13 protein-coding genes and 1 riboswitch are annotated in these 14,566 nt (G+C 67.7%); of the genes, 7 read left to right on the top strand and 6 right to left on the bottom strand.

What is annotated here, in order from left to right; translation table 11 throughout:
• Positions 1–180 precede the first annotated feature (180 nt).
• From glpK to E3T55_RS00670, 3 genes are all read right to left on the bottom strand, one after another.
• On the bottom strand, positions 181–1,695 hold the full coding sequence (glpK, locus tag E3T55_RS00680) for a glycerol kinase GlpK (protein WP_134517660.1): 1,515 nt from the start codon (positions 1,693–1,695) through the stop codon (positions 181–183).
• Between the two features lie 105 nt (positions 1,696–1,800).
• Positions 1,801–2,559 (bottom strand): MIP/aquaporin family protein, encoded by a 759-nt coding sequence (locus E3T55_RS00675; RefSeq protein WP_134517659.1) that lies wholly within the window; start codon positions 2,557–2,559, stop codon positions 1,801–1,803.
• 571 nt (positions 2,560–3,130) lie between these two features.
• Positions 3,131–4,879 carry a glycerol-3-phosphate dehydrogenase/oxidase gene (locus E3T55_RS00670; protein ID WP_134517658.1) on the bottom strand — a complete coding sequence of 583 codons (1,749 nt, stop codon included), beginning with the start codon at positions 4,877–4,879 and terminating at the stop codon, positions 3,131–3,133.
• A gap of 135 nt (positions 4,880–5,014) precedes the next feature.
• On the opposite strand from E3T55_RS00670, the gene E3T55_RS00665 reads away from it, so the two are divergent.
• The 6 genes from E3T55_RS00665 to E3T55_RS00640 all read left to right on the top strand — a co-directional run bounded on the left by E3T55_RS00665 (position 5,015) and on the right by E3T55_RS00640 (position 10,319).
• Positions 5,015–5,995, top strand: a complete 981-nt coding sequence (locus E3T55_RS00665) for a sugar-binding transcriptional regulator (protein ID WP_134517657.1) — start codon at positions 5,015–5,017, stop codon at positions 5,993–5,995.
• Positions 5,996–6,093: 98 nt separating this feature from the next.
• A riboswitch (FMN riboswitch) is annotated at positions 6,094–6,244 on the top strand.
• Positions 6,245–6,343: 99 nt separating this feature from the next.
• Complete coding sequence (ribD, locus tag E3T55_RS00660; RefSeq protein WP_241992761.1) at positions 6,344–7,489, top strand: bifunctional diaminohydroxyphosphoribosylaminopyrimidine deaminase/5-amino-6-(5-phosphoribosylamino)uracil reductase RibD; 1,146 nt, start codon at positions 6,344–6,346, stop codon at positions 7,487–7,489.
• Entirely contained in the window at positions 7,490–8,152 is a 663-nt protein-coding gene (locus E3T55_RS00655; protein ID WP_134517656.1) for a riboflavin synthase, read from the top strand. It abuts the gene before it with no gap.
• Positions 8,149–9,411, top strand: a complete 1,263-nt coding sequence (gene ribA / locus E3T55_RS00650) for a GTP cyclohydrolase II (protein ID WP_134517655.1) — start codon at positions 8,149–8,151, stop codon at positions 9,409–9,411. The genes E3T55_RS00655 and ribA overlap by 4 nt, the downstream gene beginning before the upstream one ends.
• On the top strand, positions 9,408–9,881 hold the full coding sequence (gene ribH / locus E3T55_RS00645; RefSeq protein WP_134517654.1) for a 6,7-dimethyl-8-ribityllumazine synthase: 474 nt from the start codon (positions 9,408–9,410) through the stop codon (positions 9,879–9,881). The genes ribA and ribH overlap by 4 nt, the downstream gene beginning before the upstream one ends.
• A gap of 81 nt (positions 9,882–9,962) precedes the next feature.
• On the top strand, positions 9,963–10,319 hold the full coding sequence (locus tag E3T55_RS00640; protein WP_134517653.1) for a hypothetical protein: 357 nt from the start codon (positions 9,963–9,965) through the stop codon (positions 10,317–10,319).
• Positions 10,320–10,370: 51 nt separating this feature from the next.
• On the opposite strand, the gene E3T55_RS00635 is transcribed toward E3T55_RS00640, so the two are convergent.
• Positions 10,371–10,919 (bottom strand): SRPBCC family protein, encoded by a 549-nt coding sequence (locus E3T55_RS00635; RefSeq protein WP_134517652.1) that lies wholly within the window; start codon positions 10,917–10,919, stop codon positions 10,371–10,373.
• Positions 10,920–11,171: 252 nt separating this feature from the next.
• On the opposite strand from E3T55_RS00635, the gene E3T55_RS00630 reads away from it, so the two are divergent.
• Positions 11,172–12,563 carry an MFS transporter gene (locus E3T55_RS00630; RefSeq protein WP_134517651.1) on the top strand — a complete coding sequence of 464 codons (1,392 nt, stop codon included), beginning with the start codon at positions 11,172–11,174 and terminating at the stop codon, positions 12,561–12,563.
• 245 nt (positions 12,564–12,808) lie between these two features.
• Here E3T55_RS00630 and E3T55_RS00625 read toward each other — a convergent pair whose 3' ends face one another.
• Both E3T55_RS00625 and E3T55_RS00620 read right to left on the bottom strand, forming a co-directional pair.
• Positions 12,809–13,693 carry an ABC transporter permease gene (locus E3T55_RS00625; protein ID WP_134517650.1) on the bottom strand — a complete coding sequence of 295 codons (885 nt, stop codon included), beginning with the start codon at positions 13,691–13,693 and terminating at the stop codon, positions 12,809–12,811.
• 26 nt (positions 13,694–13,719) lie between these two features.
• Positions 13,720–14,535: an ABC transporter permease gene (locus E3T55_RS00620; RefSeq protein ID WP_241992762.1), complete on the bottom strand. Its 816-nt coding sequence runs from the start codon at positions 14,533–14,535 to the stop codon at positions 13,720–13,722.
• Between the last annotated feature and the right edge of the window lie 31 nt (positions 14,536–14,566).

Below are 14,566 nucleotides of genomic sequence, written 5' to 3'. Positions count from 1 at the left end.
GGGCGCCGCCGGCGCACGCGGGGGCACGCGGGGGCACGCGGGGGGCGGATGCCCACGCAACGGACCAAGTTGCGGCATCCGAGGCTGTCGGACGCAAAAAACGCGAGTGGCAGTTTTCGCGCTTCCCATGCGCGGGAAGTGCGAAAACTGCTCACTCGCGGTAAAGGAGGAACAGCGGGGCTAGCGCACGTCGTCGTCGACCCAGTCGAGGGTCTTCGTGACGGCCTTCTTCCAGTTGCGCAGCAGTCGGGCGGCCTCCTCCGGGTCCATGGTCGGCTCCCAGCGGGCGTCTTCCTGCCAGTTGGCACGCAGGTCGTCGAGGCCGCTCCAGAAGCCGACCGCGAGTCCGGCCGCGTAGGCGGCGCCGAGCGCGGTCGTCTCGGCGACGACCGGGCGCACCACGGGCACGCCGATGATGTCGGCCTGGAACTGCATGAGCAGGTCGTTGGCGGTGGCGCCGCCGTCGACCTTGAGCTCGGTCAGCGGCACGCCGGAGTCGGCGTTGACCGCGTCGAGCACCTCGCGGGTCTGGTAGGCGATGGCCTCGAGCGCGGCGCGGGCGATGTGGCCCTTGTTCACGTAACGGGTCAGGCCGACGAGCGCACCGCGGGCGTCGGAGCGCCAGTACGGCGCGTACAGGCCCGAGAACGCCGGCACGAAGTAGGCGCCGCCGTTGTCGTCGACCGTCTTCGCGAGGGTTTCGATCTCGGAGGCGTTCGTGATCAGGCCGAGCTGGTCCCGCATCCACTGCACGAGCGAGCCGGTGACGGCGATCGAGCCTTCGAGGGCGTAGTGGGTGGGCTCGTCGCCGAGCTTGTAGCCGACGGTGGTCAGCAGGCCGTTCTTGGACTCGACGATGTCGGTGCCGGTGTTGAAGATCAAGAAGTTACCGGTGCCGTAGGTGTTCTTCGCCTCGCCCTGGTCGAACGCGGCCTGGCCGAAGGTCGCGGCCTGCTGGTCGCCGAGGATTCCGGCGACGGGGGTTTCGCGCAGCAGGCTGTGCGTGCTGATGATGCCGTAGACCTCGGAGGAGGACTTGATCTCGGGCAGCATCGAGCGGGGCACGTCGAATGCGGCGAGGATCTCGTCGTCCCACTGCAGGGTCTTGAGGTCCATGAACATGGTCCGGCTCGCGTTGGTGACGTCGGTCGCGTGCACGCCGCCGTCGATGCCGCCGGTGAGGTTCCAGAGCACCCAGCTGTCGGTCGTGCCGAACAGCAGGTCGCCGGCATCCGCTTTCTCACGGGCGCCGGGCACGTTTTCGAGGATCCAGACGATCTTGGTGCCAGAGAAATAGGTCGCGAGCGGCAGGCCGACCGTCTTCTTGAAGCGCTCGATGCCGCCGTCGGCGGCGAGGCGGTCGACGATGGCCTGGGTGCGGGTGTCCTGCCAGACGATGGCGTTGTAGACCGGGATGCCGGTGTTCTTGTCCCAGACGACCGCGGTTTCGCGCTGGTTGGTGATGCCGACGGCCTCGATCTCGTGCCGGGTGACATCCGCTTTCGCGAGCGCCTGGCCGATGGCCTCACGGGTGTTGTTCCAGATTTCACGCGGGTCGTGCTCGACCCAGCCGGCGCGCGGCAGAATCTGCTCGTGCTCGAGCTGGCCGGTCGAGATGATCGATCCGGCCTTGTCGAAAATGATCGCCCGGGTGCTGGTCGTGCCCTGGTCGATCGCGAGAACGTACTTAGCCATTGAGAACTCCTTTGTTGCGATGGGGTGCTGCGGTGGAGATGTGCGAGACGTGCAGAACGTGCTGAAGAGCGGATGCCGCCAGGCCGACAGGATACGTCGGCAGGCTTAGCCCAGGATGGGCATGAGCACGGGAGCGGCGAATCCGGCGATGGCGCCACCGATCAGCGGGCCGAGAACGGGCACCCAGGAGTAGGCCCAGTCGGAACTGCCTTTGCCCTTGATCGGCAGGAAGAAGTGCGCGATGCGCGGGCCGAGGTCACGGGCCGGGTTGATGGCGTAACCGGTCGGGCCACCGAGCGAGGTGCCGATCACGATGACGAGCAGGGCCACCGGCAGGGCGCCGAGGGCCGCGAGGCCGCCGGCCTCGCCGGCGCGGCCGAAGCCGATAATGACGAAGACAAGCACGAAGGTGCCGATGACCTCGGTGACGAGGTTCCAGCCGTAGCTGCGAATGGCAGGTCCCGTCGAGAAGACGCCGAGCTTGTTGGCGGCTTCGGGTTCCTGATCGAAGTGCTGCTTGTAGGCCAGCCAGACAGCGGATGCCCCGATGATCGCTCCGAGCATCTGCGCGGCGATGTAGGCGAGGGTCGTGACGACGGTGACCGGAACGCCGGACCCGAATTCGGTCGCGCCGCTCGTGATGAGCCCGATCGTGACGGCCGGGTTGAGGTGGGCGCCCGAGTTGGAAGAAACGATGACACCGGCGTACACGGCGAGACCCCAGCCAAAGGTGACCATGAGGAACCCTCCCCCGGAGCCCTTCGTCTTGGTGAGGGCGACGTTGGCGACGACGCCACAGCCGAGCAGGACGAGTACGGCCGTTCCCACGACCTCCGCCAGAAATACTGCACCGAGATTGTCCACATTGACCTTTCAGAGGGGAGTGCAAAAAAGCACGGCTTCACGAAACTGTGAAACCGCTTGGTGTTAAAACCGTAGCTGGGAGAAAAGCCTGATTGAGGCGAAACGGCTGCACGTTCGTGCAGATCGTTTTGCGACAGCAGCCCGCCGCGCGGCTCTGCAGGCCGGCTCACCGGGTTTCGATACGCTCGTTCCTCGCTACTCAACCAGCGGACGGGAATACCGCTGGTTGAGATTTCGGCAGGCTCAATCCGGCGGCCTATGCGCGCAGCCCCGCAGATCGGCTCGCCCGGTTTCGACTGGCCCGCATAAAGCGCGCGGGCCGCTCAACCAGCGGAGGGCGCTGGTTGAGCCTGCGCGCGCAGCGCGCCGGTCGAAACCCAGCGGAGGGAATACCGCTGGTTGAGATTTCGACAGGCTCAATCCGGCGGCCTGCGCGCGCAGCCCCGCAGATCGGCTCGCCCGGTTTCGACTGGCCCGCATACAGCGCGCGGGCCGCTCAACCAGCGGATCCGCTGGTTGAGCCGGGAGCCTGCGACCGGTCGAAACCAGGCGAGCCGACCCCGAGGGCCGACTACGCGTCGACCGAGACCGGAGCGGGGCTGAGCGCGATGCCGTGCACGTCCGCGAGGATTCCGCGGGCATTGTCGACCTCTGAGGCGCGGCGAGCCGCATCCCAGCCGAGTACCGGGGCGACGACGTCGGCGAGTTCTTCGATGAGTTCGGTGCTCGCGCCGCCCACGAACGCGATCGAGGTGCGGCGCAGCAGCACGTCGATCAGGCGAACGACCGACTCCGTCGCGGCCAGGTACTCGATCTCGCGGCGGCTGTAGCTCGGCGCGTGCACGAGCGGGGCATCCGCCGCACCAACGGCCGTCTGGTCGGTCATGAAGTCGATCACGAGCTCGGCGCGGGTGCCGTAGCGGGCGAGCAGCGCGCTCGCGCGATCGCGACCGACCTCGTCGCCGTGGGCCGTGACCCAGACGAGGTGGGCGGCATCCGTCGCGGGGAAGCCCTTGCCGCCGCCGATGGCGAGACCCTCGGTGGAGACGGTGCGCTCGGCGCCGACCAGGTCGAGAATCTGGCTGCTGAGGTTCTCGGCCAGCGCACGGAACGTGGTCCACTTGCCGCCGACGAGGCTCAGCAGGGTGCCGGCACGCTTCTCGAGCGGCGCCTGCTCGATGCGGTAGTCGCGGCTGACGAAGCCCGGGGCCTCGTCGTCGTGGCGCGGCAGCGGGCGCACACCCGAGAAGCGGTAGACGATCTGCGAGCGGTCGACCGCGATGGTCGGGAAGACCGTCTTGACCAGATCGAAGAAGTAGTCGATCTCGGGCTCGGTCACCCGAATCGGGTCGTTCATGTCGTGCTCGAGGTCGGTGGTGCCGACCAGGACCCGACCCTTGAGCGGGTAGATCAGCACGATGCGGCCGTCTTCGTGCTCGAAGAAGATCTCGCGGCCGCCGGTCGCGGCGAGCAGTTCCGGATTGTCGAGCACCACGTGCGAGCCCTTGGTGCCGCCCATGAAGGTGCTGCCCTGGCCGAGGGCCTGGTTGGTGAGGTCGGTCCAGGGCCCGGAGGTGTTGACGACGACGTCGGCGGCGAAGCTGAATTCGGCGCCGGTGACGGTATCGCGCAGGCGCACACCGTTCTCGTCCATGCCGACGGCTTCGACGTAGTTGGCGGCGCGGGCATGGCTGCCGGCGTCGAGGCCGTCGCGCAGCACGTCGAGGGCGAGGCGCTCCGGGTCGTGCATCGCGGCGTCGTAGTAGGTGGCCGTGTACTTGAGCGTCGGGTTCAGCTGCGGCAGGGCGGCGAGCGCCTGCTTGCGGCCCTTGAACTCGTGGCGGGGCACGGTGCCGCCGTCGCGCGAGAAGGAGTCGTAGATCATCATGCCGAGCTTGATCAGCATCGCGCCGCGCTCGACGTGCTTCGTGCCCTGCTTGTGCGTGAGGAACCGCAGCGGCGCGGCCATCACCCCGGAGAAGGTGGAGAAGATCGGAATGGTCGTCTGCAGCGGCTTGACGTAGTGCGGCGCGATCTTCAGCAGCCCGTTGCGCTCGGTGACCGACTCCTTGACGAGGCGAAACTCGCCGTTCTCGAGGTAGCGCACCCCGCCGTGGATCATGTGGCTCGAGGCAGCGGATGCCCCGGAGACGAAGTCTCCGCGGTCCACGATCGCAACGTCCACGCCCTGCAGGGCCAGATCACGGAAGGTGGCGATGCCGTTGATGCCGGCTCCGATGATGAGCACGGTCGCGTTCGGGCGGTTGGTGATCGCGTCGCGGTTCTGGCTGGCTGCTGAGGACGGGTTGTTGAGCTGCACTGGTCACGCACCTTGTCTGTGTCACGAAAAACGGGAAGGCCGCTCGGCTTGCACCGCGGCATCCGTTGTGAATAGATTCATCCTTACAGGCCCACACAAAATTTCACTGTCAATGAACATACGTGCAGGAGCACCATGAGCCACGACGACGACGCCTCACCGAGCGACCGTACCCGCGACGCCCTGACCGCCGCGCACCTCTATTACATGCAGGACCTGACGATGGATGCCATCGCCCACGAGTTGCATACCTCCCGCTCCTCGGTGTCTCGCCTGCTCAGCCACGCCAGGGCGAGCGGCCTCGTCGACATTCAGATTCGCTCCCCGCTCGACGCTCCGAGCCGACTCGAGAAGGAGATCCTGGACCGGTTTCACGTCACCGCGCACGTCGTTCCGGTGCCCGACAACGCGAGCGACGTCGACCGATTGGAGCGCGTCGCGCTCTCGGTTGCACGAATTCTCGGCCAGTATTTCGACTCGAACATGACCCTCGGGGTGGCGTGGGGCTCCACGATGAACGCGATCAGCCGGCACGTGACACTCAAGGCGACCCACAACTCGCAGATCGTGCAGCTCAACGGTGCCGGCAACATGCGCACCACCGGCCTGGCCTACGCGAGCGAGATTCTCGGCCGCTTCGGTACCGCGTTCGGCGCGCACGTGCAGCAGTTTCCGGTGCCGGCATTCTTCGACGACCCCGCCACCAAACAGGCCCTGTGGCGCGAGCGCAGCGTCAGCCGGCTGCTCGAGATTCAGGGGCGGATGAGCGTTGCCCTGTTCGGCCTCGGATCCCCCTTCAGCGAGGTCACCAGTCACGTGTATGCCGGCGGCTACCTCGACGAGGCCGACTACGCCTCGCTCAGCGACGCCGGCGTGGTCGGCGATGTGGCGACCGTATTTTTTCGTGCGGACGGCTCGACCGACGGCATCGCCCTGAACGAACGCAGCTCCGGGCCCGAATTCGCGGTGCTGCGCAGCACCCCGCGACGCATTTGCGTGGTCTCGGGCACGGCGAAGCTCGCGAGCCTGCGGGGCGCGCTGCACGCGGACCTCATCACCGACCTGTTCCTCGACGAGGGCACGGCCCGAGCGCTTCTCAACTCACCGACCGCCTGACCGGTCGCTCGACCGGGTGGGCCTCGACCGATATCGCTGAACGGATGTGCACGGGAATTACTCCAGACACAGGTTGTTGCGTTATAACAGAGTAAGAGAACGTGCTCCGGGGTCGGTGAGAATCCGAACCGGCGGTGAAAGTCCGCGACCCGCGCTGCGTGAGAATCCCGAATCTGGGGCGCTCACCGGCCGGTTGAGCTGGTGAAATTCCAGCACCGACGGTTAAAGTCCGGATGAGAGGCGCACGAGTCGATTGGCCGAAGTGGGTCAACCGACGGGTTCGGCAGTTCTGAACCCGAAAATCCCCCGGAGTTCGTCAACCGACGAACCGAGACGGGATGAGAGCAGATGGCCCCAGTTGCCGCACCAGCGCCAGAGGCCGCGCCCGACGCCGTTCTCGAAACCGCCATGCGCCGTGCGCTCATGCTCGCCGCGAACGGCCCGGCCACCGGGGTGAACCCCCGCGTCGGCTGCGTCATTCTGAGTGGACCCAACACCACGAGCGGACCCAACACCGCGAGCGGACCCAACAGCGCGAATGCTGAGCCGATCGTTCTCGCCGAGGGCTGGCACCGCGGCTCCGGCACCCCGCACGCCGAGGTCGACGCGCTCAGCAACCTCGTCGCGCGGCTCGGGCCGGGCGCCGCCCGCGGCGCAACCGCCGTCGTCACCCTCGAGCCCTGCAACCACACCGGTCGCACCGGGCCGTGCGCCGAGGCCCTGATCGCGGCCGGCATCGCCCGCGTCGTCTATGCCGTCGCCGACCCCGGCAGCCATTCCTCGGGCGGTGCCGAGACCCTGCGCGCCGCCGGCATCACCGTGCAGGGCGGACTGTTGGCCCGAGAGAGCACCGATTTTCTCGGCGACTGGCTCGTCGCCGCGCGTCTCGGCCGCCCCTTCGTGACGGTGAAATGGGCCGCGAGCCTCGACGGCCGCGCGGCCGCACGCGACGGCAGCAGCCAGTGGATCACCGGTGGCCCCGCCCGCCTCGACGTGCACCGCCGCCGCGGCGCCGCCGACGCCATCGTGGTCGGCACCGGCACCGTCCTCGCCGACGACCCGTCGCTCACTGCGCGTGACGCGGCCGGTGACCTGCTGCCCGCGCAGCCGATCCCCGTCGTCGTGGGGCGTCGGGCGACCCCCGACGCGGCCGCGGTACGCCGGCATCCGCAGCCCGCACTCTTTTACGCGACCGACGACCTGGCCGCGGTCCTCGCGGATCTGGCAACCCGGGGCATCCGGAGCGCCTTCGTTGAGGGCGGCCCCACGCTCGCGAGCGCCTTCGTCGCCGCCGGACTCGTCGACGAGTACCTCGTCTACCTCGCGCCGACGCTGCTCGGCGGGCCGCGCCTCGCGCTCGGCGACATCGGCGTCGACACCATCAGCGGGCAGCGCCGCCTCACCATCGACCATCTCGAACGGCTCGGCGACGATGTACTCATCGTCGCCAGACCCCGCATCGTTGCCACCACCAGCACCACGAAAGGCGCCTGAATGTTCACCGGAATCATTGAAGAGCTCGGCCGCATCGAACGCGTCGACTCAACTCCCGATGCCGCCCGGCTGACCGTACGCGGCCCGCTCGTCGTCGACGGCGTCGGCCACGGCGACTCGATCGCCGTCAACGGCGTCTGCCTGACCGTCGTCGAACGCACCGACACGACCTTCACGGCCGATGTCATGGCCCAGACGCTGTCGATGTCGACGCTCTCGGGCGCCGTCGCCGGCTCCCCCGTCAATCTGGAACGCGCCGCACTCGTCGGCGACCGCCTCGGCGGGCACATCGTGCAGGGCCACATCGACGGCACCAGTGAGGTGCTGAGCGTGACGCCGGGCGAGGCGTGGCGGGTGCTGCGCTTCAGCCTCAGCGCCGCGCTCGCCCCGCTCGTGGTCGGCAAGGGGTCCATCGCGATCGACGGCGTCTCGCTCACCGTGAGCAACATCAGCGCCGCGGATGCCCCCGCCCAGTGGTTCGAGGTGTCGCTGATCCCCGAGACCCTCACGGCGACGACCCTCGGAGCCCGAACGGTCGGCGACCACGTCAACATCGAGACCGATATTCTCGCCCGCCACGTGGAGCGGATGCTCGCCCTCGCCGCTGTCCCCGCTGTCCCTACCGCCCCCACCATCCCCGCAACACCTAGGAGTGCATCATGAGCCTCACCGACATCCCCACCGCGCTCGAGTCGCTGCGGCTGGGCCGACCGGTCATCGTCGCCGACGACGAGGGCCGCGAAAACGAGGGCGATGTGATCCTCAGCGCCCAGCTCGCCACTCAGGAATGGCTCGCCTGGACGATCCGGGTCTCCTCCGGCTTCGTCTGCGCCCCGATGACCAATGACATCGCCGACCAGCTCGACCTGCCGGTGATGGTGCTCGATAACGAAGACCCGCTCGGCACCAACTACACGGTGAGCGTCGACGCCGCCGATCGGCTCTCGACCGGCATCAGCGCCGCCGACCGCGCCCACACGCTGCGAGTGCTCGCGAACCCGTCGTCCGTTCCGTCGAGCCTGCACCGGCCCGGCCACATCCTGCCGCTGCGCGCCCGCGACGGCGGCGTGCGCGAGCGCAGCGGCCACACCGAAGCGGCCGTCGATCTGATGAAGCTCGCCGGCCTCGTGCCCGTCGCCGCGATCTGCGAGATCGTCGCCGACGACGGCGAAATGATGCGCCTGCCCGGCCTGCTCGAACTCGGCGAGCGCGAAGGCCTTGACGTGATCACCATCGCCGACCTCATCGTGTACCTGAACGAGTTTCATGGCGACGCCCCGCTGCCCTCGATCAGCCCGATTCGAGAGAGCCCGCGGGTCGACTTCGAGGTCGAAACCACCGTGCCGACCCGGCACGGCAGCTTTCAGGTGCGCGCCTACCGGGACCGCATGACCGGCGCCGACCACGTCGCGCTGGTCTCCGGCGACCCGGTGAACGGCGCCCTCGTGCGCGTGCACTCCGAGTGCCTCACCGGCGAGGTCTTCGGTTCGCTCAAGTGCGAGTGCGGCCCGCAGCTCGACGCCTCGCTCGAGGCGATCCAGGCCGAGGGCGGCGTGGTCGTCTACCTGCGCGGCCAGGAAGGCCGCGGCATCGGGCTCATCAACAAGCTGCGGGCATATTCGCTGCAGGAAGACGGCCTCGACACCCTCGACGCGAACCTCGCGCTCGGCCTGCCGGGCGACAACCGCGATTACAGTGCGGCCACGAGCATTCTCGAAGACCTCGGCCTGTCCGAGGTGCGACTGCTCACCAACAACCCCGAAAAGGTTCGCCAGCTCGAGGCCCGCGGCGTGAGCGTCGTCGAACGGGTGCCGCTGATTGTCGGAGTCGGCAGCCATAATGAGGGCTACCTGGCAGCCAAGCGTGACCGCATGGGTCACCACCTCGCCGCCGCAGACATCGTGAAGGGACAGACCGTATGAGCGTCGAAGGCGTACCCGAAATTGAGGTGGACGGAACCGGACTCTCCGTCGTCATTGTCGCCGGTCAGTGGCACGACGTGATCACCGACGGACTGATTGCTGGGGCCACCCGGGTGCTCGAGGCCTCCGGTGCCACCTATTCACTCGTGCGGGTGCCGGGCAGCTTCGAACTGCCGGTGGCCTGCAAGGTCGCCCTCGAGAACGGTGCCGATGCCGTCGTCGCGCTCGGTGTCATCATTCGCGGCGGCACCCCCCACTTCGAGTACGTCTCGAGCGCGGCGACGGATGGCCTCACCCGCGTTGCCCTCGACGCCGGCAAGCCGGTCGGTTTCGGAGTGCTGACCCTCGACACCGAACAGCAGGGCCTCGACCGGGCCGGCCTGCCCGGCTCGAAAGAAGACAAGGGCGCCGAAGCGGCAAGCGCGGCGCTCGCGACCGCCCGCGTGCTGCTCGCCCTCGCGGAGCACTAACGGCCACTGAGCAACACCACCAGAGCCGACCAGCGCCGAAACCGGTGCCGAGGCGTTACCCGCGGCCAATATGCTGGTCGCATGGAACTTCTACGTCACATTCTTCTGATTCTGCACTTCATCGGCCTCGCTTCGCTGCTGGGCGGGTTTCTCGTGCAGACGAAGGCGATCGCCGCGGGCAAGGGCACGATCGTCACCTCGATGTTCCACGGCGCACTCACCCAGCTCGTGACCGGCATCGCGCTGGTCGGCGTGATTCAGATGGCGGCGCTCGGCGACATCGACAACACGAAGATCGGCGTCAAGCTGCTCGTGCTGATCGTCATCACGGCGCTCGTCATCTACTTCCGCAAGAAGACGTCGGTGCCGTCCTGGGCGCTCTGGTCGATCGGTGCCCTCACCGTGGCCAACATCGTGATCGCGGTGCTCTGGCGCTAACCCCGCCCCGCCGCATCCGTCGCCCCGCCGCAACTGCTGACTCGCGGATTGTCACCCGCGGGGGTGGCGGGGTGCGCCGCGAAAGGTGGGGCCGGGCGGCGCCGGGATGCGGCGCCGCTGCTGCTCGGTGACGGCCCGCCGCAGTCGAAGTTCGAGCCGCAGGCTCTGTTCGCCGAGGCGCATGGCCCAGCGATGGTTGGCCTCAAAGGCCGGCCGCAGCAGCCAGCTCAGGCGGCGCAGCAGCGGTTTGGCGGCACTGACCTGCCAATGATAATCGACGATGGTTTCGGGGCCATCCGCTGTGAACACCCAGCGGCCTTCACCGTTGAGGTCGCCCTGTGCGCGCAGCGCGAAACCGTCCACGGTGACCGGCTCGGTCACCGTCAGGGTCCAGCGCAGCGTGTAGGGCAGCCATCCCTTGGTGTGCAGGTCGACGATCTGGCCGAGTCCGGTCTCACCGCCCACGGCGCGCACCCGCACGGCGAGGTACACCGCCGGCCACCAGCGCGGCAGGGCGGCCGCGTCGCCGAGAATCGTCGCGACCTCCTCCGGTGCGGCCGCCACCCGCCACTGGGTGCGAAAGTCGTAGTCGTGCGTCACCTGAACCTCCTCCGCTCGAAACCAGTGTGTGGAACCAGTGTGTGAAACCAGTGTGCCCCCGCCCGCCCCGAACAGGCCAGCGGATGCGGCGCACGGCGGTCCGCACTCGTCGGCGGACGGGAGGGCGTAAGGTGCTGGAAGGCCTCCACAAGGGGCCGTCCATTTTCTGCGTTCCACACCCCCAGCCTCCACCGTCTGATCGACGTTCGCATTCCGTGGCCCGCACCAGCGCACTCACGGAGTTGTTAGACCATGTCATCCCCCACCACCTCGGCGACGACGCCGGGCACCCCGACCGGAGCCCACGGCGCCGCCGGAGCCCCCGCCGCCCCCGTCAACCCGAAGAGCCGCGTCATCATGGCGAGTCTCATCGGCACCACCATCGAGTTCTACGACTTCTACGTCTACGCGACCGCGGCCGTACTCGTCTTTCCGCACCTGTTCTTTCCGACCGGTAACGAGACGACCGCGCTGCTGGCCTCCTTCGCCGTGTTCGGTGCGGCGATGGTCGCCCGCCCGATCGGCGCTCTGTTCTTCGGCCACTTCGGTGACCGCAACGGCCGCAAGGCGACCCTCGTCGGCGCGCTACTCACGATGGGTATCGCGACGTTTTTGATCGGCCTGCTGCCGACGTACCAGATGATCGGCTGGTGGGCACCGTTCATGCTCGTCATCCTGCGTCTCGCCCAGGGCTTCGCCCTCGGCGGCGAGTGGAGCGGCGCGGCCCTCGTCGCGACCGAGAACGCACCCGCAGGCAAGCGCGCCTGGTACGGCACCTTTCCGCAGGTCGGCGCGCCGCTCGGTTTCATCATCGCCAACGGACTGTTCCTCGGCCTCGCCCTGGCACTGCCGTCGACCGACCCGACTCGCCCCTCGGAGGCCTTCCTCGAGTGGGCCTGGCGCATCCCGTTCCTGTTCTCCGCCGTCATGGTCATGGTCGGCCTCTGGGTGCGTCTGCGCCTCGTCGAGAGCGAGGCCTTCACGAAGGTCGTCAAGACCAAGCGCGTCGAAAAGCTGCCGCTCGCCGCCGTGTTCAAGTCCAACTGGCGCGAACTCATCCTCGGTACGTTCATCATGCTCGCGACCTACGTGCTGTTCTATCTGATGACGACCTTCACCCTCGGCTACGGCCGTGCGGCGACGGATGCCCCGGTGCCCGGCCTTGGATTCAGCTACAACAACTTCATCCTCATGATGATCCTCGGCGTGGTGTTCTTCGGAATCTTCACCCTCGCCTCCGGCCCCTGGGCGGACAAGCACGGCCGCCGCAAGACGCTCATCATCGTGACTGTCGCTATCGTCGTCTTCGGTCTGCTCTTCGTGCCGCTGCTCGGTGCCGGCTTCTTCGGCGTGATGTTCTTCCTGATTCTCGGGTTCTCGCTCATGGGCATGACCTTCGGCCCGATGGGTGCCCTGCTGCCCGAGCTGTTCCCGACGAGCGTGCGCTACACCGGCTCCGCGTTCGCCTACAACATGAGCTCGATCCTCGGCGCGGCCGTCGCGCCGTTCATCGCGATCTGGCTCTGGACCCTCGGCGAGGGCAGCCCGTTCTGGGTCGGCGTGTACCTCTCGATCATGGCCGTCATCACCCTGATCGCGCTGATTCTCAGCCGCGAGACCAAGGACCTCGACCTGCACCGCTAGCCTCGGCGCATCCACTGCCCGAACCCCTCTCGCGAAAGCGGGTGAATCGTCGTTCTGAGCAACTCAGAACGACGATTCACCCGCTTTCGCGTGAGGTGGGGGCGAGCGGATGCTTCCCTCCGGCCGCCACGGATCGGCCGCGGGTATCGCGGCACTCGTTGCGCGAGCCGGCACTCGTTCCACTGAGTGCCGCGTGGCCGAATGAGTGCCACGACGAGTAAACGGCCGTGCGGGTGCGGACCGCGCTAGTCGAGGAACAGGGCGCGCAGCCGGCGGGTCGTGAAGACGAGCCCGACGACGATCATCACGGCGTAGTAGAGCACGTGCCAGAGCATGCCGACGTCGACCATGCCGGTCGTCAGCCCCCGCACAAGTTCGACCCCGTGCCAGAGCGGCAGCGCCTGAATCAGCCACGCAATGCCCTGCGGGTAGACGCTCAGCGGATAAAACGTGGCCGAGAACAGAAACATCGGCAGCAGCACGAAGTTGATCCAGTCCATCTGCTGAAACGTCTTCATGTAGCTCGTGACCGCCATGCCCACACTCGCGAAACCGAACGCGATGAGCAGCACCGCCGGCAGTGCCAGCAGCGCCCACCACGACAGGTTGAGCCCGAGCGCCTGCATCACGAGCAGAAACCCGGTCGCATACAGCAACCCGCGCAGCAGGGCGAGTGAGATTTCACCGAGCGCGACGTCGAGCGGACCGAGCGAGGTCGACAGCATGCCCTCGTAGAGCTTGGCGAACTGCATCTTGAAGAACACGTTCCAGGTGGAATCGTAGATCGCTCCGTTCATCGCCGCCACGGCGAGCAGCGCCGGCGCGATGAACGCCGCGTAGGGCACGCTCTGGCCGTCCTCGGTCTGTACCTGCCCGATCAGCGCTCCGAGCCCGAGGCCCATCGAGAGCAGGTAGAAGATCGGCTCGAAGAAGCCGCTCACGACGACGAGCCAGTTGGTGCTGCGGGTCGCCCGCCAGCCGCGCGCCATCACGCTGCGCGCATTGCCCGCATAGAGCGCACCAGACGCACCGCGTGCACCGCGCGCACCGAAAGCGCCGCGCCCGCCAAACGCGCGCGGCGGGCCGTCGGATGCCGCCCATCCCGTCGGCGCGAGGTTCGGCCGGGTCATCCGCCGACCCCGGGGCTGTGGCGCGCTCACTTGTTCAGCCTGCGCAGCGTCAGGCGGCGGGCCCAGATCCAGCCGAACGCGAGCAGCACGGCGAGATAGACCACGTGAACCACGCTCAGCCAGATCGGCTCGGTCATGCCGTACGCGAAGACCCGCGACAGTTCGGTGCCGTGCCACAGCGGGGAGATCCAGCCGATCCACTGCAGGTAACCCGGCAGCACGTCGAGCGGAAAGAAGGTGCCGGAGAACAGCGTCATCGGCAGGATAACGAAGCGCTGCACCATGGCGAGCTGGCCGGTGTCGTCGGTCAGGGTCGCCGTGTACCCCATCAGCACGGCACCGAAGGCCAGACCGGTGAGCAGCGCGACGAACACGGCGAGAAAACCGAGCGGGCCCGGTACCGCCCCGAACACCAGCATGAAGACGTAGTAGATGGCGCAGGTCACGAGCATGCGGGCGGCGACGGAGATGACGATGCCGTTGATGATCTGCCCGGGCTGGATCGAGCTGGCGTTCATGCCGAAGAAGACCGGATTCCACTTGAATCCGAGCATGATCGGATACGTGAATTCCTCGGAGGCGACCGAGATCGCGCTGCTCGCGAGCAGTGCCGGGGCGAGAAAGGCGAGGTAGCTGACCCCGTTGACGGCGTCTTCGCCGAGGTTGCCGTCGACGAGGCTCGCGAGTCCCACACCCATCGCGTACAGGTAGACGATCGGGCTGCCGATCGCGGTGAACAGCACGGTCTGTGCGTACGAGCGCATCACCCGAAACCGATGCTCGGCGACATACCAGGACCCGTAGCGGCGGGCGCGCGCGGCCCGCGCGACCGCCGCCGTCACGGCCGGCGACGGCGCAGGCGACGGCGCAGGC

Source organism: Cryobacterium frigoriphilum (genome assembly GCF_004403305.1).
GTDB lineage: Bacteria > Actinomycetota > Actinomycetes > Actinomycetales > Microbacteriaceae > Cryobacterium > Cryobacterium frigoriphilum.
Note: the sequence above shows the minus strand (reverse complement) of the source record. Positions and strands in the feature narration are given on the sequence as shown.

Bases quoted from the DNA above. Each gene is read 5' to 3' on its own strand.
- E3T55_RS00630 (WP_134517651.1), top strand. From the start codon at position 11,172: ATGTCATCCCCCACCACCTCGGCGACGACGCCGGGCACCCCGACCGGA.
- ribA (WP_134517655.1), top strand. From the start codon at position 8,149: ATGAGCCTCACCGACATCCCCACCGCGCTCGAGTCGCTGCGGCTGGGC.
- ribD (WP_241992761.1), top strand. From the start codon at position 6,344: ATGGCCCCAGTTGCCGCACCAGCGCCAGAGGCCGCGCCCGACGCCGTT.
- E3T55_RS00640 (WP_134517653.1), top strand. From the start codon at position 9,963: ATGGAACTTCTACGTCACATTCTTCTGATTCTGCACTTCATCGGCCTC.
- glpK (WP_134517660.1), bottom strand. From the start codon at position 1,695: ATGGCTAAGTACGTTCTCGCGATCGACCAGGGCACGACCAGCACCCGG.
- E3T55_RS00655 (WP_134517656.1), top strand. From the start codon at position 7,490: ATGTTCACCGGAATCATTGAAGAGCTCGGCCGCATCGAACGCGTCGAC.
- ribH (WP_134517654.1), top strand. From the start codon at position 9,408: ATGAGCGTCGAAGGCGTACCCGAAATTGAGGTGGACGGAACCGGACTC.
- E3T55_RS00625 (WP_134517650.1), bottom strand. From the start codon at position 13,693: ATGACCCGGCCGAACCTCGCGCCGACGGGATGGGCGGCATCCGACGGC.
- E3T55_RS00665 (WP_134517657.1), top strand. From the start codon at position 5,015: ATGAGCCACGACGACGACGCCTCACCGAGCGACCGTACCCGCGACGCC.